This window comes from Enterobacter sp. JMULE2, assembly GCF_013337145.1.
In the GTDB taxonomy this organism is placed as follows: domain Bacteria; phylum Pseudomonadota; class Gammaproteobacteria; order Enterobacterales; family Enterobacteriaceae; genus Enterobacter; species Enterobacter mori.
This window is the reverse complement of record NZ_SGWD01000001.1, coordinates 1-20,764: the sequence shown is the minus strand read 5'-3', so window position 1 is coordinate 20,764 and position 20,764 is coordinate 1. Positions and strand designations below refer to the sequence as shown.

General features: G+C 50.4%; 28 protein-coding genes and 2 tRNA genes. 12 read left to right on the top strand and 18 right to left on the bottom strand.

All coding sequences use genetic code 11. The features are described from left to right. The 18 genes from EXW94_RS00145 to EXW94_RS00065 form a co-directional block, all read right to left on the bottom strand. Nucleotides 1-2,079 carry a phage terminase large subunit family protein gene (locus EXW94_RS00145; protein WP_174339202.1) on the bottom strand — a complete coding sequence of 693 codons (2,079 nt, stop codon included), beginning with the start codon at nucleotides 2,077-2,079 and terminating at the stop codon, nucleotides 1-3. Further along, nucleotides 2,079-2,618 carry a DUF1441 family protein gene (locus EXW94_RS00140; RefSeq protein ID WP_174339201.1) on the bottom strand — a complete coding sequence of 180 codons (540 nt, stop codon included), beginning with the start codon at nucleotides 2,616-2,618 and terminating at the stop codon, nucleotides 2,079-2,081. The genes EXW94_RS00145 and EXW94_RS00140 overlap by 1 nt, the downstream gene beginning before the upstream one ends. A gap of 490 nt (nucleotides 2,619-3,108) precedes the next feature. Continuing rightward, complete coding sequence (locus EXW94_RS00135; protein WP_174339200.1) at nucleotides 3,109-3,726, bottom strand: protease; 618 nt, start codon at nucleotides 3,724-3,726, stop codon at nucleotides 3,109-3,111. Nucleotides 3,727-3,847: 121 nt separating this feature from the next. Continuing rightward, nucleotides 3,848-4,114 carry a hypothetical protein gene (locus EXW94_RS00130; RefSeq protein ID WP_174339199.1) on the bottom strand — a complete coding sequence of 89 codons (267 nt, stop codon included), beginning with the start codon at nucleotides 4,112-4,114 and terminating at the stop codon, nucleotides 3,848-3,850. A gap of 168 nt (nucleotides 4,115-4,282) precedes the next feature. Next, entirely contained in the window at nucleotides 4,283-4,639 is a 357-nt protein-coding gene (locus tag EXW94_RS00125; protein ID WP_174339198.1) for a D-Ala-D-Ala carboxypeptidase family metallohydrolase, read from the bottom strand. A 176-nt stretch (nucleotides 4,640-4,815) separates the two neighbouring features. Then, nucleotides 4,816-5,418 carry a hypothetical protein gene (locus EXW94_RS00120; RefSeq protein ID WP_174339197.1) on the bottom strand — a complete coding sequence of 201 codons (603 nt, stop codon included), beginning with the start codon at nucleotides 5,416-5,418 and terminating at the stop codon, nucleotides 4,816-4,818. A gap of 364 nt (nucleotides 5,419-5,782) precedes the next feature. Next, the gene (locus tag EXW94_RS00115) at nucleotides 5,783-5,935 is read right to left on the bottom strand and encodes a DUF3927 family protein (protein WP_375336635.1); all 153 of its coding nucleotides are present in this window, start codon (nucleotides 5,933-5,935) and stop codon (nucleotides 5,783-5,785) included. After that, entirely contained in the window at nucleotides 5,931-6,362 is a 432-nt protein-coding gene (locus EXW94_RS00110) for a tellurite resistance TerB family protein (protein ID WP_174339195.1), read from the bottom strand. The genes EXW94_RS00115 and EXW94_RS00110 overlap by 5 nt, the downstream gene beginning before the upstream one ends. A gap of 389 nt (nucleotides 6,363-6,751) precedes the next feature. Further along, nucleotides 6,752-7,321: a hypothetical protein gene (locus tag EXW94_RS00105; RefSeq protein WP_174339194.1), complete on the bottom strand. Its 570-nt coding sequence runs from the start codon at nucleotides 7,319-7,321 to the stop codon at nucleotides 6,752-6,754. A gap of 538 nt (nucleotides 7,322-7,859) precedes the next feature. Further along, nucleotides 7,860-7,935 (bottom strand) — tRNA-Thr (locus EXW94_RS00100). A 2-nt stretch (nucleotides 7,936-7,937) separates the two neighbouring features. Continuing rightward, a tRNA-Ile gene (locus EXW94_RS00095) sits at nucleotides 7,938-8,013 on the bottom strand. 526 nt (nucleotides 8,014-8,539) lie between these two features. After that, nucleotides 8,540-9,343 (bottom strand): antitermination protein, encoded by an 804-nt coding sequence (locus EXW94_RS00090; protein ID WP_174339193.1) that lies wholly within the window; start codon nucleotides 9,341-9,343, stop codon nucleotides 8,540-8,542. Then, nucleotides 9,340-10,200 carry a helix-turn-helix domain-containing protein gene (locus tag EXW94_RS00085; protein WP_174339192.1) on the bottom strand — a complete coding sequence of 287 codons (861 nt, stop codon included), beginning with the start codon at nucleotides 10,198-10,200 and terminating at the stop codon, nucleotides 9,340-9,342. The genes EXW94_RS00090 and EXW94_RS00085 overlap by 4 nt, the downstream gene beginning before the upstream one ends. Next, nucleotides 10,200-11,174, bottom strand: coding sequence for a toprim domain-containing protein (locus EXW94_RS00080; RefSeq protein ID WP_047364217.1), 975 nt, complete (start codon nucleotides 11,172-11,174; stop codon nucleotides 10,200-10,202). Before EXW94_RS00080 ends, EXW94_RS00085 begins: the two co-directional genes overlap by 1 nt. Next, nucleotides 11,171-12,787, bottom strand: coding sequence for a DEAD/DEAH box helicase (locus EXW94_RS00075; protein WP_174339191.1), 1,617 nt, complete (start codon nucleotides 12,785-12,787; stop codon nucleotides 11,171-11,173). The genes EXW94_RS00080 and EXW94_RS00075 overlap by 4 nt, the downstream gene beginning before the upstream one ends. Nucleotides 12,788-12,899: 112 nt before the next feature. Continuing rightward, entirely contained in the window at nucleotides 12,900-13,268 is a 369-nt protein-coding gene (locus tag EXW94_RS00070; RefSeq protein ID WP_174339190.1) for a hypothetical protein, read from the bottom strand. Nucleotides 13,269-13,508: 240 nt separating this feature from the next. Further along, complete coding sequence (locus EXW94_RS28125; protein WP_254797789.1) at nucleotides 13,509-13,775, bottom strand: hypothetical protein; 267 nt, start codon at nucleotides 13,773-13,775, stop codon at nucleotides 13,509-13,511. A 19-nt stretch (nucleotides 13,776-13,794) separates the two neighbouring features. Continuing rightward, nucleotides 13,795-14,007 (bottom strand): Cro/CI family transcriptional regulator, encoded by a 213-nt coding sequence (locus EXW94_RS00065; RefSeq protein ID WP_174339189.1) that lies wholly within the window; start codon nucleotides 14,005-14,007, stop codon nucleotides 13,795-13,797. A 108-nt stretch (nucleotides 14,008-14,115) separates the two neighbouring features. Here EXW94_RS00065 and EXW94_RS00060 point away from each other — a divergent pair, with 108 nt between their 5' ends. From EXW94_RS00060 to EXW94_RS00005, 12 genes are all read left to right on the top strand, one after another. Continuing rightward, nucleotides 14,116-14,814, top strand: a complete 699-nt coding sequence (locus tag EXW94_RS00060) for a LexA family transcriptional regulator (protein ID WP_174339188.1) — start codon at nucleotides 14,116-14,118, stop codon at nucleotides 14,812-14,814. A gap of 194 nt (nucleotides 14,815-15,008) precedes the next feature. Next, entirely contained in the window at nucleotides 15,009-15,317 is a 309-nt protein-coding gene (locus EXW94_RS00055) for a hypothetical protein (RefSeq protein ID WP_174339187.1), read from the top strand. Nucleotides 15,318-15,428: 111 nt separating this feature from the next. Continuing rightward, a complete protein-coding gene (locus tag EXW94_RS00050) occupies nucleotides 15,429-15,650 on the top strand; it encodes a hypothetical protein (RefSeq protein WP_174339186.1) in 222 nt (73 codons plus the stop codon). A gap of 191 nt (nucleotides 15,651-15,841) precedes the next feature. Next, nucleotides 15,842-16,045 carry a hypothetical protein gene (locus EXW94_RS00045; protein ID WP_174339185.1) on the top strand — a complete coding sequence of 68 codons (204 nt, stop codon included), beginning with the start codon at nucleotides 15,842-15,844 and terminating at the stop codon, nucleotides 16,043-16,045. Beyond that, nucleotides 16,026-16,394: a hypothetical protein gene (locus EXW94_RS00040; protein ID WP_174339184.1), complete on the top strand. Its 369-nt coding sequence runs from the start codon at nucleotides 16,026-16,028 to the stop codon at nucleotides 16,392-16,394. The genes EXW94_RS00045 and EXW94_RS00040 overlap by 20 nt, the downstream gene beginning before the upstream one ends. After that, on the top strand, nucleotides 16,387-16,599 hold the full coding sequence (locus EXW94_RS00035) for a hypothetical protein (RefSeq protein WP_174339183.1): 213 nt from the start codon (nucleotides 16,387-16,389) through the stop codon (nucleotides 16,597-16,599). Before EXW94_RS00040 ends, EXW94_RS00035 begins: the two co-directional genes overlap by 8 nt. A 189-nt stretch (nucleotides 16,600-16,788) precedes the next feature. Next, nucleotides 16,789-17,202, top strand: coding sequence for a hypothetical protein (locus EXW94_RS00030; protein WP_174339182.1), 414 nt, complete (start codon nucleotides 16,789-16,791; stop codon nucleotides 17,200-17,202). After that, the gene (locus EXW94_RS00025) at nucleotides 17,202-17,780 is read left to right on the top strand and encodes a hypothetical protein (protein ID WP_174339181.1); all 579 of its coding nucleotides are present in this window, start codon (nucleotides 17,202-17,204) and stop codon (nucleotides 17,778-17,780) included. The genes EXW94_RS00030 and EXW94_RS00025 overlap by 1 nt, the downstream gene beginning before the upstream one ends. Before the next feature lie 11 nt (nucleotides 17,781-17,791). Continuing rightward, nucleotides 17,792-18,535 (top strand): ORF6N domain-containing protein, encoded by a 744-nt coding sequence (locus EXW94_RS00020; RefSeq protein WP_174339180.1) that lies wholly within the window; start codon nucleotides 17,792-17,794, stop codon nucleotides 18,533-18,535. A gap of 2 nt (nucleotides 18,536-18,537) precedes the next feature. Continuing rightward, on the top strand, nucleotides 18,538-18,909 hold the full coding sequence (locus EXW94_RS00015) for a hypothetical protein (RefSeq protein WP_217436298.1): 372 nt from the start codon (nucleotides 18,538-18,540) through the stop codon (nucleotides 18,907-18,909). Next, nucleotides 18,893-19,150, top strand: coding sequence for an excisionase family protein (locus EXW94_RS00010; RefSeq protein WP_058657756.1), 258 nt, complete (start codon nucleotides 18,893-18,895; stop codon nucleotides 19,148-19,150). The genes EXW94_RS00015 and EXW94_RS00010 overlap by 17 nt, the downstream gene beginning before the upstream one ends. Nucleotides 19,151-19,194: 44 nt before the next feature. After that, entirely contained in the window at nucleotides 19,195-20,487 is a 1,293-nt protein-coding gene (locus EXW94_RS00005; RefSeq protein WP_174339178.1) for a site-specific integrase, read from the top strand. Nucleotides 20,488-20,764: the final 277 nt, after the last annotated feature.

Below are 20,764 nucleotides of genomic sequence, written 5' to 3'. Positions count from 1 at the left end.
CTAAATGAGTCTGGGTTTTTTCATCGGTGCGACAGCACCGGAGCTTGTTTCGGTTTTTTCTGTCTGACTGGCAGCAGCTTTGTCTGTCCTGTCAGTGGTTGTGATGGCGGTCAGGTGCTGTGGCATCGCCCAGACCGGAGGGTTGCTCCAGTCTTTGATGCGCTCATAGCCACGTAAAATGGCCAGGGCGTGGCAATAGCAAAAAAGATCCAGCGCCTCATTGGGCCCCTTTCCGGGCTTGCTCCATTTGCCGTTCGCCCCCCGCACCTCGTAGGTAAGCTCGTCGTAAAACCACTCGCCGATCCAGTCGGGGAAATGAATAAATCCCGGCCCCTCGGTTTCACGCTTGAGGTTGTTATGAATACCGTCCTTGAGTCTGTCGGTCTGCAGCAGGTAAACAGGAACATCGCCCCTGGCCCCCGCCTTGCGATCGCTGCGACTGGTGTTGTCAGGGTAGGTTCGGGTAATGAGTTTCGCGCGGGCAGTGCTGTCTCCCTTAAACAGGTAAACACGTTTCCCAAGCCCGTTTCGCTTACATCTGCGCCAGAATTTATAGGCATTGTCCGTCACGCCATCCTCCCCCCCGCTGTCCACCGCCATCGCCAGCACCGGCATGGTGCGACGCGGATCGGTTTCAAGTGCATACTCCTTTTCAAGGACATCGGAAATCAGCACATCCCAGTCCTCAGGATATCCGCCAGGCTCAATGGGCTGCGCTTCGCCATCGCTGCTGCAGCGAAGTGACGTTTTTATGTTGTACCGATCGATAAGCCAGCGCTCGCCATGCTGCCCGTAACCCACAATCTGGACGACAAAGCGCCGATGTTTTCCCCCCTGAACGTCCACGGATGCCAGGAGAAAGCGCACCTTCGGCGGAACGAGCCGCTTTCCGTAGCGCTCGGCACGCGCCATAAGCTCGTCACTCTGACGCTGATCAACAGAAGAACGCGGCAGATAGGGTTGCCCCCAGTCGGTATTGATGACGGTCTTCAGGGTCTCTTCACTGCCCGTTGCCTCGTATTCCTGCTCGGCCGTCAGGCGTTTGTAGACCAGCTGGGCAAGCGTCTGGTAAGCCGCAGCCGGGCCCTCCATCCAGAAACTCGCTATTCTCGAACGACGCGGCGTCCCTCCGCGCACACCGTCTGGTGTAACAGTCTCACCTTCACGTAACCACAGACCGCGGCCATTGAGCTCACGCTTCAGCTCTGGCGCGATACGACCTGCACAGTGCGGACACTGAATATATGCGGCCTCACTTGCCAGCACCGGATCGCTTATTTCCTGATAGCCGGTCACCACATCACCAACAGGCTGAAAATATTTTCCGCAGTGCGGGCACGGCCAGTACCATCGGCGACGATCGCCACGGTTATAGAGGGAGAGTATGCCCGTCGCTGGCGGCGCTTCATGTGGCGTGCTGCGACGCCACTTAACATCAGAGATGTCTCGCCCCGGAGAGCTTTCCACCAGCGTCATACCGCTGGACATGAATGTGGTGGTACGCTTCGATGCGAGAGAAAAGGCATCCCCTTCACCACCGATATCAACAGGAAATCGATCGTAATCGGTTAGTGCCACAAAGCGATAATCGGACGAGGACATAATATTTACCGATGGCCAGCCAATTTTCAGAAAAGAGCCATCCCGGAAGGTTTTGTCATGCACGTTATTGTCGTTACTGCGCGGACTCAGCCTGGCCTTTACAGCCTTGCTGCTTCTGAATGTTCGGTCCAGTCGCTTTTTCGAGTGCTCGCGGGCCTTATCCTCGGTCATCTGAACAACCAGCATGTCGGAGGGATCACAGACTATGGTGTAGACAATCCAGCCGTCAATAAGGCCAATCGTCTTCCCTGTTCTCGCCGGCCCGACAAATATCACGGCATCGTATTCACGGGAGGCCAGGCAATTCATGGGCTCGATAACATAAGGCGTAAGGTGCGGATCCCAGTCAACGGAGCTTCCAGCTCCTTTTGGGACGCGCATGTACTTTTTAACAGCATCCGCAACCGGGATTCGCCGCGGCGGGGAGAAGCCCCATGAAATGTCCCTGCCTATATTCGGGGCTGAAGAAAAAATCATTACCCCTCCTCGTCGGGTTCACCTCCATCATTATCCATTAGCTCTGCTGCACAGGCGGCATAAGTTTTTTCCTGCAGCATATAGCGCAAATCATCAATAGATTTTTGCACCATGCCCACTGCCTGGGGCATCAGGCCACAGTCACGCTCAAGAATATCCGGAATGGTTTCGAGAACTTGGACGACTGCTTTTCGCATCGAAGAGTAAACAAAAACAACCTCATCAACAGGGACCAGTTTTCGCTGCTCCTTCTCAAGCTTGAGTCGCTCATTTTCTGACTGATACCAGTCCTTGCGGGATTTCGGATCCATCTGAGACGGATCATGAATACTTTCAGGACCAGCCCGCTCGCTGCCACGGAACAGCGCTGGACCGACATTTCTGAGTGCATACACCGGATTACCGCGCACCGTTGCGGCAACAGGGATATTGGCCTCAAGCAATCGGCGTTTAACAGCTTTTCGATCCATGCCAAACGCCTCGGCAATTCTGGCGACGCTCCAGTTATACACGTCGCCAATATTGCTGACATCCGTCATTACCCACCTCCACAGCACAGGTGAAAATTTATTTTACTTCTTATAATCAATTAATTAGCATCTGGTCTAATGTCCTGCCGAGGGTCTGACGGCACAGGCTTGAGATTTATTTTCGTAGAAAATACATACACTTGCACTATATGGTGGTGTCCCCATGAAAATTCAAAAACTAGCCGTTCCCCGCGTGTTCCCGCCCCCCGGTTACTCAATGTCGCCAGGAGTACCTTTTAAATTCTGGTCACCACGCCGATAGCGCCACTCTTGCTGACATTTTTGTAGCGCTACGCCCCCATATGACCGTTGGAGGTGTTATGGTCATTGATTCTCCTGCAACAACGGTATGCCCACGAGCATTAACTGGTGGCTCAGTGTCGGCAGACACAAACTCAATCCGACCAGCCTCAGCTGTAACAAACGAGGTGTTGATACCGTCACTCAGTAGCCGCCATTCACGTCCCAGCGTATAAACCCCAGTTTTTAATCCCATCAATTACTCCGCGTTAACCTGGCGATAAATACGCACAGATACTGATGTCAGGGTGATTGTCGCGCCGCTGTCGTTTTGCAGGCCAACAATGACGCCCTCTGTTGTGAACGGGTCAGCCGCTCCGGACGTGTGGGACTCCAGCACCGAATCACGGTTATCAATGCTGTTCCCGCTCGTCTTGCTTGCGTCCGTAGAGCCGATGATGGTCGTTCCGTTTGCACGGCGCGTCTGGAACTTCCATTCACGAGCAGTACCGGATGAGCCGCCGACCGTTCCGGTAATTCGAAACGAGAAGGTCACGCCTGATGGCTTTGTTTTTGCCGGCAGCTTTGCCACACCAGCAGCAACTGTTACGCCTGCAGTTCCACCCGTCTGCTGAGTAATGCCAGCGAGGGAGAGGAAATTCAGAAACGCGGCGTTGGCTATGTTCTGGCTGCCCGTCCAGTTGAAAATATCCAGCAGAAAAGTATCGGCAATGGGCGCTGGCGTTCCGGCAGGACCAGGTGGGCCCGCGGGCCCAGTTGCGCCGGTGTCACCTTTTGGCCCGGGTGGACCAGGCGGCCCTTGAGGGCCAGGCGCACCAGAGCCACCGCCTCCCATACCGCCGGGAATAATTGCCATAACAGAATAATCCTCTGAGAAATGAAGTTTTGCCGCGTGGCGCCATAAAGGCTTGTGCTGCTAAATGTGGATTTTGAAGATAATAATTATCAAGCCCACCAGCTGATGGGCTTTGGAATGATTACTCTTCGACTACAGCGCCTGGCGGCAAATCAACACAGCCGAACACTGGCGAACCAGGGGAGCGCTCGTCTTCTACGGCCAGCAGTTGCGACTCGGAATACCAGCGCGTGGTCGCACATTTATCGGCAGCCTGGTAGTGAATGAAATACTGATTTTCGTCACTACGGTATTGAGCGCGAGCCTGTACCTCTCCCCATTCGTCGCTGATACGGATATTCACCAGCTGACCAAGGTGAAATTTAAAATCTTTTGCTCTTTTTTGCATTTGCGTCTCTCTTAAATGAAAAAGCCCCGCATTAGCGAGGCATGTTTAGAATTTTGTGCTGAGTTGTGAAATATATTGCCGGGAAAACCCGATAGCACACCCCATAAAAACAGATCGTTTATGCTGATTTTTCTGTTGGCCATCGTGACGCGGCAGCAGAAAATAAAATCACCCTCGCCAGCGCGCTTTGACCTGGCGGACATCAATGTGCGTAAAGCTGCTGTAGCGGCCGACACCGTAGCGGTCCGGGTATTTGCGTTCGAGATAGTCGGCCACCAGCGCCGGGGTACGACCAGAAACAACGATGTCAGCAGCGATACCCTGGACGTGCTGGGAGTTCGGTACGCCACCCACCTTCGCATTATGCTTTTCGCAGCGGCATCCGCTGTTTATTTTCACCGGCGTGCCGAAGTGCGTGCGCACATCTTCCAGCACCGTAATGAGCTCAGGAGAAACGGTGTCGAATCCACAACCGCAACGACATGCAAACTCACTCCTGCTGAAGTGCTCGCTTAAATCACCCACAATTCAATCCTCAAAATCACAAAGAAATGCCAGAAGCAAAAAAAAGACAGCCATCGAGAGCAGGAAAGAGAAAAGCATGCTGATCATCTTCCGAACTCACCATAGCGACCTGATTATTAAAACCCACATGACAATCGCGAAGGCGCAGACAACACCCCAGCAAATCTCTTCAACCATCACTTAATAATCCTCTCCGCAGCATCCCGGATACGCATCTTCACGTAATCCTCATTTTCTGGCTGCTCAGCAAATCCTACTGCCAGCATACCAATCATCGTCCCGAACTGAGGAGGGATAGCTGCAGCACATACCCATTTCACCCCCGCTTCGCGCGCCGTCTTTCCAACTACGGTATTTGCCACGTGAGGCCAGCATTTCGTTTTGCTGTTTATGAGCTCGATTATCTCAGCCGTAAGCTTTGACTGGGGCCTGAGGGCAAGGTCTCCCGTCCCCTCCTGATTTGTCAGGCGCTCATTACGCACACGAACAAATAACGCCCTGCGCTGGTTGCTCTCAAGGTTGACCGACCACACCGCCGCACTGAGCGCAGTAGTATCAGCCATCAGCGATGTGACCTCAGGCTCTACGCGCTCCTCATCAATACGCGGATTGCCAAAGCTCGCCATCGCCCAGAAGGCAAGCTCCCGCCGGTAATCCCATACCGCGTACCCGGATGCGCAGAACGTTACCAGCACCATAAAGATAATCAGCTTCTTCCAGGTGTTGACGTAGCGAATGACCGCCAGCGCGCGGCCAGCCTCTTTTTGTGTTTCGTCCATAGGGTTCCGTTGTGCCATACCGGCACTCCGGCGGCGTTAGTTGATAAATACTGCCCTCACCAGTCCCCGGAGCTGCTGTTACTGCAGGATGATGAGCCACTGTCATAACTGCTGCTGGAACTGGATGAACCGCAGTCGCTGCTGTGGTGTGAATGGTGATGCGTGGTTACATCATCAGGCGCGTTAAAAATACTCGCAGGACTTGCTGGATTTAATGGGCTGAATGGGTCGCGCAAATGATTGTAAGCCGATGAAGATCCAGAAGAGGACACCACTGGTTTGCCAGAGCCTTTTTTCTCGTCTTTTTCTTCTTCTTTAATCCAAACATGATGAAGCCTCAAAGTAAAACCAGCCCGAAGGCTGGTTATTTTTCGGGTTTAACCAGCGGCCACATCACAATGACCACCATCGCCACCAGCACGCCATCGGCAAGAACCGACATCAGCTTACTGGTGAAATCGACCATCACCACCAGCGCCAGCAGCAACGCCGCCAGCACCAGTCTTGCCTGATTAATCAAGGTACGTCTCCAGACGCAGGCCCAGACGGTTGGCGATTTCGTCCAGCACTTTCTTCTCAGATTCCTGGATATCGCCATCCGCTTCGGCGATCGCAATCGCCGTCACCAGCACATCTTCAGCTTCACGCTGATCGCCTTTACAGTCTTCAATCTCACGATACGCTGCCAGGCGGCCAACTTTATAGTTAGCATCGAGCTGCGCGATGATGGTCTGGCTAATACCCTGAATCTCAGAAGTGAACGCGCCCAGCACCGGATTAGCGCGAAGAACCTGATCCACGGCCGCCTTTTCCACGTTAGAGCACTCGCCATCGGCATACGCCACCAGCCAGGCCGCATTAATCACAGCCTGAGCCAGATCGCGTTTCTCAAATTTCTTTACTTCAGCTACTGCTTTACGTGCTTTTTTACCAAAACCAAACATAGTGACCTTCCTTTAGTGGTGAGCCTTACGCTCAGAGTGGACAGCCCGCAGATGTAGTCACACTGACCACTGCTAAGGCTCACCCTGAAAGACTCTGCGGTTGATGTGCGCCGAGCGTGGCGCGGGAATAAAAAAGGCCCACAGAAGTGGGCCAGGCTTTCGCCACCAGATCGTGTGGCGGCACTTTCTTCTATTTGCTATCGTGACATCGCCAAATAACCACGTAACAAAGAAGGAGTTACTTTTGTCAGAATCGAATAAGAAACCACAGGAAAATAGCCAGTCAGCACAACAAAATAATCAGCCAACCCAGCAATCCAAGCCAGCACCAGAACCTTCACGGGATTTGAGCACTCGCTGGATGGTCGTAAATGATTCCATGGATGAATTTACGAGAAAACGTAAGTAATTACCGAAACGATTGTTGATAATATCGGGGTAAGGATTGTCGCGATCCTTACCCTTTCAAGCTCCCTTCCAAGCCTCTCATTTTCTTTTTTTGCCACAGAAGCAATGCCATCAAGACCACGTAACCTGTATCGCCTCAGAATGCTCAGGGTGTTACGCTTTCCCGTGTAGCCATGGCTTTCAAAAAAAGCGTAATCACCGTCGGTGAAGCCTTTATAGCCGTCATGGTACAAATCGTACGGCCTTGAACATCCCAGCATCCTTTTTCTAACCCCCAGCACGCGAACCACGAGATATGCCGCACACAGAGACCAGTAAACAGTAAACATAGCCAGACCAGAATAAAGATAAGCCGGAGTTTCCTTTTGGGTTAGCAGCAGAAATGACGAACCGATCCCCACTATCAGGATACTAAGCAGCTTTTGCGCTGCGTCTTTGTTCAATGCGTTGGACTGGAAAATTTCTTTAATGCAATTCTCGCCATGCATCTCAAGGTAATTAAGGAGATCATCATCTGCATCAAGATAGTGCTCCTCGGTATGTCTATCCATTACACCCCCACAGGCCTTGCTGATGGTTATCACTTTAACCCACCCGGCCCGTTTTTAAAATTTTGACCTGGATGAATGGAAACAAAAAGCCCCGGCGGATGCCAGGGCTGAGATTAAAATTGCAGTGGTGGCTGGCGTCGATAGTGCCAGCGTTCAGGGCCAGGCGGTTAGCAGCATAACCTGTCTAATGATCTCGCCTCGTTCGGTACGTTTAAAGCTTGTCCCGCACTGATATTTATTCAGCCGTATCGACCTACGGATTCACCACAAAGAAAAGGCCACTCACCAGAGCGAAATTTGTTTCAACCAACCGTGAATGAACATCAAGGAGATCATCAGGGGATCTAAGTGACCTTTTCTGTTGTGTACAAACAATACAACCCCGCAGGAACGAGGTTTAAATGGAAACGCTTTCCCACCACTCAGGTTAAACCATCATCGCAGGCAGAAAAGCAAAATTTAGAGCTAACTGGGGGAATTGAACCCGCATCATTAGCTTGGAAAGCTGAGGTAATAGCGATTATACGATGACTGCATTTGGTGCCGACTACCGGAATCGAACTGGTGACCTACTGATTACAAGTCAGTTGCTCTACCTACTGAGCTAAGTCGGCATTGGTGGCCCTTGTTGGGATTGAACCAACGACCTGGCGATTATGAGTCGCTCGCTCTAACCACTGAGCTAAAGGGCCAAAGGTATTGCGGTGCCGGGTGCCTCCCGGTGCGTCATTGTTAGCAATCAATTGACGCGCATATACATGGTCGAGATTAAGATAAATTAAGCTAAATGCCCCTCCGCATAGGGGGATTCACCGCAATTGAGATGGCGCTGCAGCATTGCCGCCAGACTGAAGGACGCATATCCACCATTTACCGCAACGCCATCTCAATTGCGAGCGAAGAATATATATGTTTTCCGTGGAAAATAACGCATACAAAACCAATTCACTTGGATAAAAAAATATATCAAAAGATAACTTTTAGCAGGTGAGTCGGCGCTAATTAATTATCATCACGTAGAGAGAATTACATCGCCCATTTCTTACAGTGCTGCCACTGAAAGCATCTATGGTTGAATTGCATCGAGCTATGCGCGGGTAATTCCGACACAAAAAAACCCGCTCGGAGGCGGGTTTGATTTCGTGTAGGCGCAATAACCTACGATTTGAAGCATACATGACAAGTTCGGACAAAATCAAGCTTAACGTGGCTAATTTGCTAAATTTTGTTCACATCATCACGAAAGCTCGTTGCGTCCTGAAACGCGGAGTCTGCTTTTTGTTCTTCTCTGTAGCAGACGTCGACAAGTCCCTCCAGAAACGGTTTCCAGTTACGTGTCCACGTTCTGACGTGCAAATCCGGGACTCGCTTCAGTATCGCTTTATAGGCTGCAGTAGACGGCACCCCAGAAAATCCATTTCCGCTGCAGCGCTCGCAGGTTTTAAACACCGGCGCGCCGCGCTCGCTTGTGGCTTTGCGGTCGAGCACCTCACCTTTACCGCCGCAACGGCATCGGGCCAGCAGCTCACCTTTACCGTTACATGCCGCGCATTTACGCTTGACCAGTTCGTGCTTGATTTTCGGTGGTACGATTTCCATTCCGTCAGAGTTGAAGACTCCAGGATATTTGATCACATCTTCATACTGAGAGGTTAATCCGCTGCCGCCGCAGCTGTGACACGTCACGCTGGTTTCCGCTGAACGGGAGTATTCGGCAAAGGCGAATTGTGCGAGCACCAGCATGCACCAGCCAAACTCGCCTGCTGCTGCTTTACGTACATTCCTGGGCGCTGATTCCATTGCATGACGCGCCAGAGCCTGTACAGCCAACTGCTCATCGCTTTTGCTGATCCCGGTCTTACCAAAGAAGGCAGCCAGACCAAACCGCGCTCGGCTGCTGGTGGTACCAATGGCCGCCATAACATCGGTGCCAGTGATACGATCCGGAGAGGTTCCTTTCACGTCGTCGCTGATATGCATGCCCTGAGGGCTAAAATGTTTAAGCGATGCCTCCAGTTTCATTCTTCACACTCCCCCACCAGGTTAAGAATCACCGCCGCGCCGTTGTTTTCCATGTATTCTGGTTTTTCACTATCGAGGAACCAGCGGCAGACCTCAACGGCCTCGGCTCGGGTCACTGGCTTGATGGTTGTCAGCAATTTTTCGAGATAGCGCTCGCGGTCGTTAACTGATTCGTGATGCTCGGAGTAGCCATATTCATAGCCGAGTTCCTTGCCTGCGGTATTGCGAACGCTGTAGAGCCAGTCCCAGTAAACAAACTCACGAACAACATCAGACAGCGTATAAGGCTCAGGCAACACATCGCGATATCCATCAACAAATACCCGACGCAGTTCATCAATTTCGTTCATGCGGCTGCCGTTAATGCTGCCAGCTTTATTCTCGGCCAGAGTCCAGCCCCAAAGATGATCGTCGATAAATTTCGGGGAAGACTTGATTACTCGCTCGGCTTCCACATCTTCGAGAGCTGCCTCATAGCTGCCGAACGTGGCCCTGACTGATGCTGCTTTTTTGATGTCCTCCCGGGCGTTCCTGATTGCCTGTGCCGGGTTATCCATGCCGATGGTACCGAAAGCAACCTGGAAAGGATCGCCACCATTCGCCAGCAAATAACGCGCGTAACGTTCCTCGGCCTCTTTTGGGGAGATTTCAATTTTCTCCAGCGCGGCTTCGGCTGCGTCCAGATGTGCGGGTTCGTTCAGACGGATCACCTCCAGCACCCAAAGATAAGCGTCAGTTTGCTTATGCCCGGTGATTCTCCGTTGCTCGGGCAGAGGCTTGATGTTTGCGAGGGCGGAGCTGTGCGCTGCCGTCGGGATGGTGAATAGTGCTTTATGTTCGTTGTTATCAGTACGCATTACGCAGCCGCCTTTTTCTTGAAGAAAACCACCTCACGAACCTGATCGCCGTTCATGAGCATGTCGTTAAAATCCCCGTTATCCGGGTAGTAGATGCTGATTTTTTCCAGGTCATTTTTTGCCAGTAAGTTGGCATGAGCGCATTCCGTGGCCGCAGCCAATCCGGTGGCGCTGTTGACGTCTCGATCTGCGAAAATAATCAAATTCTTCACACCTGCAGGAACACGGAATTTCTTCATGAATCCGCTGGTCATGGTGGCCCAGGTGTTAACGTTGTACAGCTGCTTGCAGGAAAGAGCCGTTTCGATACCCTCGGCAATTCCGAGGGTCGTCGCTACCGGGAACATGCGAATAGCGACGGAACGGGCATGATCCAGATAGCTTTCGTCCTGAAGAGATTTCTGGCGCTTCGCTCCGGCAGAATCCCTTAGTTGGGCTTTCCGATTACCGTCCAGTAAGGTTCTGTGCAGATAGCAAAGCTCTCCTTTGTCGTCAGTTGCGAGTGAATACAGACACTGGTAAACCTTACCGCCGTAGCGTTGTTTATCATTGAACTTCACTGCCTCTTGTGGGAGCTGATAAATTCCCCTGGCCTGCAGATAATCCGCCCCGGTAGTTCCTTTCAGGTTGACCAGTTTCGAAAATTTGGACAGAACCCGATCACGGGCGCTTACTGCATCTGAAGTGCGCGGGAACGCTTCGCGGGTAAAGTTATTACCAATCAGCTGGTCTATTTCCCTGCAAATTTCATTGAATGGCTTCCCTTGTGTCAGAGTGACAAGCTTCATTCCGTCACCGCTGCCGCAGGTACAGATCCATGTTCCCCGGCCGTCCCGGTCATCAATACGCAGCTTTCCCCGCGCACCACATACCGGACATTCGCCTTTAAAGTGATTTCTGGCATTAATGGGAGGTAACCCGAAGTGCTCAAAAATCATTGCCCATTGACCTTTTGCCGCTTCTGCCGTCTTCATGCTCGTTTTCCTAACTGCTGTTTGATATCGCTAATCGCTTTCTGTGCTTGCTGTACTGAGGATGGGGCTGCCGTGCCTGATGCTTCCTGCAGGCGCTTGGCCTTCTCCTGCCCTTTCGCATACGCAATCAATTTGTGCCGGATGAAATTAGAGACAGTCGGGGTGATCTCCATCGGGAAATCGCTTAACCCGTTAGGCCACTCGTCAAACCGTTCGCGAAAGGTATTTGCGCACCAGCCATCGCTGACGGGCTTTTTCCCCTGCGATACGCGCTGGCGCTGATAGAATTTGATCTGACTCCACCAGGCCTGTTTCTCTGCCTTAGTGGGCTGATGCTGGTTTTTACCCAGCTTTTTGAGTTTGCGGCCGGTGTCGGTATCGACGTCCTCACCACCGAGCGGTTTATGTCCACATTTCGGGCAGACGTACACACCAGCGGGTTTCATGTAATGACATTGGGAACATTCATGTGGAAGCTTTTCGGCCCGTTCCTGAGCTGCACGGCGCGCGCTTTCCTCCATACCATCAGACTTGCCGGGAAGATCGTCATACTCGATAGAATCCGGATAGCCCAGACGGTGCACGGTTCCGCTGTGATCGAAGATGAGGCAGGACTCTTTACCCGGTGCGGTACGCAGGCCACGCCCGAGCGCCTGCAGCCATCGAATTTCGCTCTTTGTTGGCCTGGCGTAGATGATGCAGCGAACATCACTATCGAACCCGGCAACCAGAACGCCCACACTCACGATGATTTTCGTTGCGCCGGTTTCAAAGCGGTGAATGATGGTCTGGCGCTCATCAACTGGAGTGTCGGCGGTCATGACCTCAGCGTTAACGCCAGCATGGTTAAACTGGATTGTCAGAAAATTGGCGTGGGCTACGTTGACGCAGAACGCGATGGTAGGCAGATCCCGGCCATTCTCTAGCCAGTTCTGAACGATGTCGCCCACCAGCGTAGAGCCGCACATGATTTCAGCCAGCTGCGTTTCGTTGTAATCACTGCCGTATTCCAGCGATGATTTAGTTTTAACGCCTTTCAGATCCGGCTTAGTGGGCGCAAAAAACTCATATTTGCTCAGGTCCCCGCGCTGGATCAGCTCGCCGATGGTGGTCGGTTTAATCAGCCGGTCATAGTATTTACCCAGGAACGGAGAAAATGGTGTTCCGGACAAACCAATGACTTTTACGCCACCGGCGCGCAGGCGCTCAATATCCTGCAGAATTCGCTTTTTACGCAGATGCGCTTCGTCAATGATCAGCAGATCGATATCTTCCGGAAACACACGACGAATCAGTGTGTCGGCGCTGGCAATCTGGATTTTCAGAGACGGATCGTAGTTCGGGTGATCCGCCCAGATATAACCGATCTCATCACCCGGTAATCCGTACTCCACAAAGCGGTTAGCCGTCTGGCCAATCAGGATGGTGTACGGAGCGCAGAACAGAACACGCATACCGCGACTGACAAACCCGGCGACGATGAAGGCCGCCAACCCAGTTTTGCCACTGCCCGTTGGTGCGTACACCATGAAGGTGTTATGCGCCTTCCAGTCACGCCGCAGCATATTTAGCGCGCGCTCCTGGGCAAAATTTGGCGTGATCGTCAGCTGCATTGTGCGGCTCCCGTGGTGATGAGATAATAAATTTGTGATGTGGTTTTCATGGATTCCCCCTCACATGGCTGGTGGCCTCCCCAAAGGCTGCCAGCCTCCCTTCTGATTCAATTCACTTAAATTTCGTCGCCCGGATGATGTCGATTCCGCCTTCGCTGTAACGCAAAGGGTGCTTTCCGTCTTTGAGAAGAACGAAACCAGACATCCCTGCAGGCAGTTCGCACAGTTTCATCAGCGAGCGGCTGCGAGGTGTGCGTTTGTCAACTTCGATGGCACACTGCTGGCCATCAGATGAAGTCACCAGGCAATCGATAAACCCCTTACGTCCACCGCCGACGCTGACAGTGAAATTGCGCTGCAGGTGGTATCCCTGAGCCTTGATTTTCTTTTGCATCACGTAGTCGAAAATGACTTTGTCATCGGACCGGATGAACTGCTCTTCCAAGAGAGCGATTAAATTTTGCTTCAGGTCTGTTTTCATTCTTCCCTCTTTGTACTAGCTGAGTGATACGGGCATTTTTTAAAACCAGGCCCTAGATCGAGATCTACCTAACCTATGTGCCTGTCTGTTGGAAAAGCCTGTTCCAGTGCTTCGCACTAACACACAGGCACTCCTCCCCCTCCCCTCCTCTCATTTAATTGCGCCCGAACCACTTAACTAGTACACGGATGCATTGAGAATTGGGATTCAGCCACCGGGCACCTTTAAGCCCGGCATCACTCAGGAACGTAGTTGTGTTCCTGCCAGGGGCGGCTGAGTTGTATACCCCTGTAAAGCTCTGCCGTGATTCCTCACGAACATGCGAAGCCGTGTATTTGCTTCATGTCTTGCCCGATTCTCCTTGCGGTAAGAAACCGGTTCGGCGTCGAACGTTTCCTGATACACCATGGCATAACGTTGCATTGCCTTTTGTCGTGCTGATGGTGCAAGGGTAAGTAGTTGCTGCTTAATCCAGTCCGAATCGGCCTGAGTGTGCGCTTCTGGCATCCTTGTGAGGACGCTGTTTTCAACTGGCGGATACACAAGAATCGTCTCTTCGATTACATGGGAAGGACTTAATCTCCTCTGCCGTAACCTTTCCATCGATGGAAATGGTCACTACAACATTCCGACCATTTCTGATTGCCTTGCTTATTGCGCTTTGCCTCACGCCAAGCTGACTAGCCGCCTTGAGCTGACCAACTTCTTCGGCGAAGCTTCTCAAAGTTATCTTTCGCATTTATCACCTCCGCAGAGAATATAACTCGCGGTTGTTATAATTGCAACACCGGCGGTTATTGCTTTATATTCTCTGCGGTGATAATTTTGACTCATAAGGAGATTCAACATGAAGAAAAAACCGTTAACAGCTGACCAGTTACAGGATGCCGAGAGGCTGAAAGCTATTTACGACAGCAAAAAGAAAGAGTTGGGTCTTTCACAAGAAATTCTTGCTGAAAAGCTAGGTATTAGTCAGAGCGCAGTTGCACAGATTTTCGCGGGTAAAAACGCATTAAACTTGAAGAGGGCCATAGAACTCGCGGAGATCCTGGGGGTTCCTGTTGAAAAGTTTAGCCCTACGTTAGCAAGTGAGGCGCAGGAACTGACACGCTCCAACGTAGCTTTTGCTGGCGCTTATAAGCCTGGGAATAAATATCCTGTATTGAGTAGCGTTCAGGCAGGTGCGTGGTGTGAAGCTATAGAGGCTTATGCGATAAAGGACGTTGACCAGTGGTTAGAATCTGATGCTCACATACAGGGAGATGCTTTCTGGCTAAAAGTTGATGGCGACTCCATGACCGCTCCGATGGGAATCAGCATCCCCGAGGGTACATATGTTCTGTTTGATACAGGTCGAGAAGCCCATAATGGTAGCTTAGTTATCGCCAAGCTTGAGGATTCTAACGAAGCTACTTTTAAAAAGTTAATAATTGATGGCGGACAAAAGTATCTAAAGGGCTTAAATCCAGCATGGCCTTTGGTCCCTGTAAATGGGAACTGTCGTATCATTGGCGTAGCGATACAAACGACTATGATGCTGGTTTGATCTATCAACTACGACATGCTTATAAACCCGGTTCGCCGGGTTTTTTTTCGACCTAAATTCGATTCGAATCAAAAAATAATCCCTTATCATTCAATTTCATAACCGCTAATTATTTTTAAATATAACTCGCGGTGTTTACAAATTAAGAACCGCGAGTTATATTGCATTCATCGGCAAACAACGGAGCCAGTGAGATGAAAAGCGCAGATTCAGTAACCCAACAAATTGACAGCCAAATCGTTATCGAAAAATTAAAATCTTCTGGAGCGAATTGGAGCTATTTAAAGATTGCTCAACCTCATCAGGATGGCGCTAACTTCGAATTCATCAAACTATTCGAAGAAGAAATTGAATACGCTCTCTATGAGCGCCAAGGTCTTTATTTTGTTTTGATTGACTTCTTCAAATCTTATGAAGAAGCAGGTGAATATGCGAAAAAAATCATTAATAGCAAAAGCTCATTAAAAAGTATTTTCTCAGCCTTCATCACTATAACATCTTAAAAGGTGAGGACGCACTCACCTTGAGGAAAGCCAAATGCAAACTTTACTTTCTTTTAATAAGCCAATTAAAACACCTCAAATGTTATTTGCCGCTGACTGGCCGGAGAATAAATGATGAATGACAAATCAATCACCCTGGACAAAGAAGAAACCAGCAGAACAATTCTTGAATGGTCGCATGATGTACGCTGCTGCTCATGTTCTTTATGGATTCTTTTGGAACAAATGACTAGCACGGAAGAAGAAAGGGAGCATGCTCTTATTACTCTAGTAGTTCAGACGTTAGAGAAATTGAATAAAAGCATTTGCGACTTCGACGCCTATAAACTTTAAATAACACAATGCATTTAATTACGCCTTAACTGGTGTGGCTTCCTGCAACCTGAAAACAGGATGGTTTTAAAAATGACATTCATCAAAGACAAAGCTGCGTATAAAACAGCGTTGGTTATCTTTATTAATTATGGTGAAGAGTACCGCCATATCGCTGACCTTTTCATGCGCAAAGCTTACGGGGTCTGAATATGCTCAGCAAAGATAGCTCTATAGAAACAGCAAAAAATACAGCCGGTAACCTTTATCACTTAATGGAACTAATCAACACAAACATTATTGATATGGATATTGAGCAAATAATTTCCCTATCTGGCCTCTGCCTTGATTTATCAGCTCAGGTTTCAACATGGATGGATTCGGAGTTTGAACGCCGTGAAAAACAACGTAATTGAAACCTATCGACGCAGAATTTTAAAAGCAGCGCTATTACGCCACCAACGCAAAACAGGCAGTAACTGCCTTGTTATTAAGCTGAATAAAGGCGGTATTAAGACGGTCGAGTTAACAGAGATTTTACTTGATGGATTATTACGAAAATTCGAAAGGCTCGCGATCAGTGAGTACGGAAATGTCGAAGGCGTAAAAGCTATTAAGGGAATTTACAGCGGCTCTGTTGATGTAAATGGCAGCGGTGAGTTCCTGACAGAAAGCGGAAAGGCATTAATCGACGATCTCATTGCTGAGCTGGTCGAGCATGTAAAAAAGAATACACCGATTAAACAGGAGGCATCTCATGACTGAAGTTAATTATTCGGTGGAGCACGCCACATTTGAAGTAGTGCTGACCATCGAGAACGGGAAGGTGATAGACACGCGCCGGGTTTGTAAAGGAGAAGTTACCGCTTCGTTCGAGACTTTTTTATGGATGGCTGAACGCGCCGGTTACACGATCACCCCACCTGCAGGAGAGAAGGACAATGGCCCTGACAGCAATACGAATTCCTGAGTGGGTACACCTGCAGGCGGTCCATGTACTCCGCCAGTTCAGAACCAGGCGGATTCATCCCTGCCGTATGCACGGCTCCGGAAACCTGAGCCTGAGGGTTAATCGCCGCTGGCGGCTATTTTCCCGCGATGGCGGTCAGAGCTGGGAAGTGATGTCTCATGAGCGCTATTCAAAAGTTAAGGACAGAAAATGAACAATAACCGTACAACCAGCATGATTGACCTGGTGTTCCAGAAGTACGACACACCTGCGGGACCCGTGTTTGTGGCCCGCCGCCATGGACGCATCAAAAAATGCTTCAGTCGTGACACTGCGATCCGCTACCTGGCGTTTTTTATGACGACATGGGCTTTTGAATGTTCAGGTTTTCAGACTAACCATCCAGATGTCCTCGTAGAAAGAGATGGCTTTGAAATGTGCCAACGAGGGGAGGTAACGGCGGAATATATCGCAGCCCACCAGCGATGCATGCGCCGCATTCGCCGAATCCTGGCGCGTAAGCGAGATATGCAGAAATGGTGTGAGAAATGGGATGCGATGCATGACCGATTCGTTAAAGAGGGTGATGCACTGCAAGCATGCAAACCAGAAGGAGTGCATTAATGGTTGATTCAGTCTTTAACCCGGAGCCCACATCAATTGGCATCCGTTATGGAAACAGAGTTATCGGGTATTCAGTAGCTATTCGCCAGCTCGACAAAGGTCACTGTGACAAAAACATCGCGGAAGGCATGGACATATTGGCTTGCATCATGGAGGCGGTAGAAAGCGGCTGGATCACTCTTGGCATTGAGAAGGAAATAATCGTATGGCGTTGGTTGCTCATCGCCGTCTTAATTACTGAGGAACAGGAGAAGAACGGGACCATTGATGTAGCCAATGACGAAGGCGGCTTTGACACAGCCGTTATCTACTCCGGCAAGTGCGGCTCAATCAGCGTCTACCCAGGACCGGAGCGATTCGCGCTCGCAAATCATGTTGAGGGCTGCGCCATCGAAAAATACGGCCTGCAGATTGGGCAGAAGCTGGCGCTGCGGATGTACCAAGACATGGTTGTGACTGACGACGAACGCGGCTTCAGGTTGTCGCCTCTGGGCAGAGAGTGCTTCGACCTGCTGCACAACAGCTTTATTGAACAAATCCAAAAAGAAGGTATGCCTGACATGCCGGTGATGCACTGAGGAGAATGGTGATGAACACAGTAACGATTAATAACAAACAACTACCAGCCGTCGAATTCCGCGATCAGCGAGTTGTGACATTCGCAATGATTGACGAAGCTCACCAACGACCAGATGGAACAGCAGGACGTAATTTTCGTGAAAACAGGAACTACTTTGTCGATGGGGTAGATTACGTTGAATTAGGTTCCGACGCTATACGCCGGGACCTTCCGGAAGGTGTGTTTTCTAAGTTTGCGCCCTCTGGAATTGTGCTTTTCGAATCTGGATATCTGATGGTGGCGAAGTCACTCACGGACGATCTGGCCTGGCAGGTTCAGCGTGAGCTGGTTAACAGCTATTTTCGCACTCGCGCACCACTGACGGAAATCGAGATGATCGCCGCAATGGCCGCCGATGCCGTTCGCCAGCAGAAGCGCCTGAATCATGTTGAAGAGCAGATCGAAACGGTCACTGAAGCTGTGGAGAACATCAAACGCGGGACCATGCGCGCCGGATATGTCGGTTACCGCCAGGTGGTAGCCAAAAGCGGAATGAGTGACGCCAAGTGCCGTAATTTGGTCAATGCCTACCGCATCCCGACAGACACGCACGAATTTATGACTCCAGACGGGCTGTTGTCACGTAGGGCTATTGTCGAACTGGAGCCGTTTATGGCCGCGTTTCGCCAGATGATGTCAGAAGCTGAACCGCGCGGCACTCGCTGGTATCACCCTAAAATGGGCCTGTTCCAGGCGATTGGGTGGGAGGGTTAAGAATGCACAAATTCTTCGTGGAGACAGACAACCTGAACACTATCAGCGATTGCCTGCAGCAGCTTGTTAACGCAGAAGAAGCGCAGCTCAGTATTGAAGAGCAACTGGCGAAATCGAACAGCAGCAGTGAATGGAGTACATGGCGCAAAAAGGCAGAGAACGCTCTGCGGCTGATCAAAGGGAAGCGTCGCATCATCACAGCCCGTCTGGCAGTCCTGCGTCATGAGGAAAAAGAACGCAACATAGATCTGCACCAGCAGCACAACGACTTCCTGGTTCAGGCTCTGCGCGAAATTGTTACGCCCTCCTCTTTTGCGCGTTGCGTGCGTCTGGCTAAAGAGAAAATGGAGGAGAACCATGCAAACCAGTGCTGAAATTATTCTTCTGGTGCCGAATGACTGGGTTAGCGAAAAGGTTCTGATTGCGGTTACCGGGCTTAAGCCCGGAACCATCACCCGAGCCAGAAAAGAATCCTGGATGCTTGGTCGCGAGTACCTGCACATTTCACCAGATGGCAATCCAAAGCCTTCGAGCGAATGCATGTACAACAGAAAAGCCGTTGATCAGTGGATCGAGGCTCAGAAAAAAAATCAACCAGGTGCGAAGACAGCATGAAAAGCAGTACACTCGTCAACGCTCCTGGACGTCAGGAGGGATTAATGGCTAATGCATCATACCCGACAGGCGTCGAAAACCACGGCGGTTCACTCCGCATCTGGTTTGTATATAAAGGCAAGCGTGTCAGGGAAAACCTCGGTGTCCCTGATACTGCCAAAAATCGCAAGATAGCCGGCGAGCTTCGTTCTTCAGTTTGTTTTGCGATAAGGATGGGAAATTTTGACTATGCGGAAAAATTCCCAAACTCACCGAACCTTGCCCGGTTCGGTCAGGATAGAAAGGAAATTACTGTGCTGGAGCTTACCGAAAAGTGGTCTGAGCTGAAGAGGATGGAAATCAGCTCTAACACTATGAGTCGGTACGAATCCATCATAAAAAACATGCTTCCGCGCATCGGCGAAAACAAAATGGTTTCTGCGGTGACCACTGAGGATTTGCTGTACGTGAGAAAGGAGTTGCTGACGGGTTTTCATGTAATGAAGAAGGATCACCGGACACAGGTTAAAGGCAGGAAGTCTTCGACCGTGAATAATTACATGATGCTGATGGCCGAGATCTTCCAGTTCGGAGCGGATAACGGTTACGCGAAGGAAAACCCGTTTAGCGGAATTAACCGCCTCAAAAAAGCGAAAGGTGAACCAGATCCACTCACGACAGAAGAGTTTATCCGGTTTATCCAGGCTTGCGGCCACCAGCAGATGAGAAATCTCTGGTCGCTGGCAGTCTATACTGGAATGAGGCATGGGGAGTTGTGCGGTCTGGCGTGGGAAGATATCGATCTGCATGCCGGAACCATCACAGTAAAACGCAACCTTACCCAGACGAATGAGTTCACCCTGCCAAAAACCGACGCAGGCACTGACAGGGTGATTTATCTCATTCAACCAGCTATTGATGCCCTGAGGAATCAGGCCCAGCTGACGCGCCTTGGCCGGCAGTATGAGATTGAAGTGAAATTGCGGGAATATGGCCAGTCAGTCATACACCCCTGCACTTTCGTTTTCAGTCCTCAATGCGTCAAGCATGGGCCTCGTAGAGGATATCACTACGCGGTTAATTCGATTAATAAAATTTGGGCCCCGATAATCAAGCGCGCCGGAATACGGTACCGCAACGCCTACCAGTCGCGACATACTTATGCGTGCTGGTCATTATCAGCTGGGGCAAACCCAAACTTTATAGCAACTCAAATGGGACATACCGATGCACAGATGGTTTACAAGGTGTATGGAAAGTGGATGTCAGAGAAGAGTGCCGAACAGGTTACCCTGCTCAACCAGGCGCTTTCACGCTTTGCCCCATCACTGCCCCAAAGCATGGTTGTAGCACAGTAGTAATCTGTAAATTCAAGTGGTTAGCTGCTCTATTGCTACATTTGTATAATATGAACTCATAATTTTTAATATCGATAAAGATCGTCCAGGAGCGCATTAAACAAGGGATGAGCGATATCAGTGAAAAGCAGAGTTAACGAACTTAAACGAACTTTATAACGCAGTTTTGCCCCATCCATGCCCCACAATCCTTTTCATCGGATCGCTTATGCCATCTGGTCTGCAGTCCATTTTTACTTCGCAATACCAACCAAAAACCACCGAAAATCTAATCACT

Coding starts and splice junctions, on each gene's coding strand:
- EXW94_RS00075 (WP_174339191.1), bottom strand. CDS start 12,787: ATGCAGCTGACGATCACGCCAAATTTTGCCCAGGAGCGCGCGCTAAAT.
- EXW94_RS00130 (WP_174339199.1), bottom strand. CDS start 4,114: ATGCAAAAAAGAGCAAAAGATTTTAAATTTCACCTTGGTCAGCTGGTG.
- EXW94_RS00080 (WP_047364217.1), bottom strand. CDS start 11,174: ATGAAGACGGCAGAAGCGGCAAAAGGTCAATGGGCAATGATTTTTGAG.
- EXW94_RS00120 (WP_174339197.1), bottom strand. CDS start 5,418: ATGGACGAAACACAAAAAGAGGCTGGCCGCGCGCTGGCGGTCATTCGC.
- EXW94_RS00005 (WP_174339178.1), top strand. CDS start 19,195: ATGGCTAATGCATCATACCCGACAGGCGTCGAAAACCACGGCGGTTCA.
- EXW94_RS00060 (WP_174339188.1), top strand. CDS start 14,116: ATGAAGAAAAAACCGTTAACAGCTGACCAGTTACAGGATGCCGAGAGG.
- EXW94_RS00145 (WP_174339202.1), bottom strand. CDS start 2,079: ATGATTTTTTCTTCAGCCCCGAATATAGGCAGGGACATTTCATGGGGC.
- EXW94_RS00010 (WP_058657756.1), top strand. CDS start 18,893: ATGCAAACCAGTGCTGAAATTATTCTTCTGGTGCCGAATGACTGGGTT.
- EXW94_RS00030 (WP_174339182.1), top strand. CDS start 16,789: ATGAACAATAACCGTACAACCAGCATGATTGACCTGGTGTTCCAGAAG.
- EXW94_RS00065 (WP_174339189.1), bottom strand. CDS start 14,007: ATGCGAAAGATAACTTTGAGAAGCTTCGCCGAAGAAGTTGGTCAGCTC.
- EXW94_RS00035 (WP_174339183.1), top strand. CDS start 16,387: ATGACTGAAGTTAATTATTCGGTGGAGCACGCCACATTTGAAGTAGTG.
- EXW94_RS00025 (WP_174339181.1), top strand. CDS start 17,202: ATGGTTGATTCAGTCTTTAACCCGGAGCCCACATCAATTGGCATCCGT.
- EXW94_RS00020 (WP_174339180.1), top strand. CDS start 17,792: ATGAACACAGTAACGATTAATAACAAACAACTACCAGCCGTCGAATTC.
- EXW94_RS00105 (WP_174339194.1), bottom strand. CDS start 7,321: ATGGATAGACATACCGAGGAGCACTATCTTGATGCAGATGATGATCTC.
- EXW94_RS00090 (WP_174339193.1), bottom strand. CDS start 9,343: ATGAAACTGGAGGCATCGCTTAAACATTTTAGCCCTCAGGGCATGCAT.
- EXW94_RS00110 (WP_174339195.1), bottom strand. CDS start 6,362: ATGTTTGGTTTTGGTAAAAAAGCACGTAAAGCAGTAGCTGAAGTAAAG.
- EXW94_RS00045 (WP_174339185.1), top strand. CDS start 15,842: ATGCTCAGCAAAGATAGCTCTATAGAAACAGCAAAAAATACAGCCGGT.
- EXW94_RS00085 (WP_174339192.1), bottom strand. CDS start 10,200: ATGCGTACTGATAACAACGAACATAAAGCACTATTCACCATCCCGACG.
- EXW94_RS00050 (WP_174339186.1), top strand. CDS start 15,429: ATGATGAATGACAAATCAATCACCCTGGACAAAGAAGAAACCAGCAGA.
- EXW94_RS00135 (WP_174339200.1), bottom strand. CDS start 3,726: ATGGCAATTATTCCCGGCGGTATGGGAGGCGGTGGCTCTGGTGCGCCT.
- EXW94_RS00140 (WP_174339201.1), bottom strand. CDS start 2,618: ATGACGGATGTCAGCAATATTGGCGACGTGTATAACTGGAGCGTCGCC.
- EXW94_RS00015 (WP_217436298.1), top strand. CDS start 18,538: ATGCACAAATTCTTCGTGGAGACAGACAACCTGAACACTATCAGCGAT.
- EXW94_RS00055 (WP_174339187.1), top strand. CDS start 15,009: ATGAAAAGCGCAGATTCAGTAACCCAACAAATTGACAGCCAAATCGTT.
- EXW94_RS00070 (WP_174339190.1), bottom strand. CDS start 13,268: ATGAAAACAGACCTGAAGCAAAATTTAATCGCTCTCTTGGAAGAGCAG.
- EXW94_RS28125 (WP_254797789.1), bottom strand. CDS start 13,775: ATGCCAGAAGCGCACACTCAGGCCGATTCGGACTGGATTAAGCAGCAA.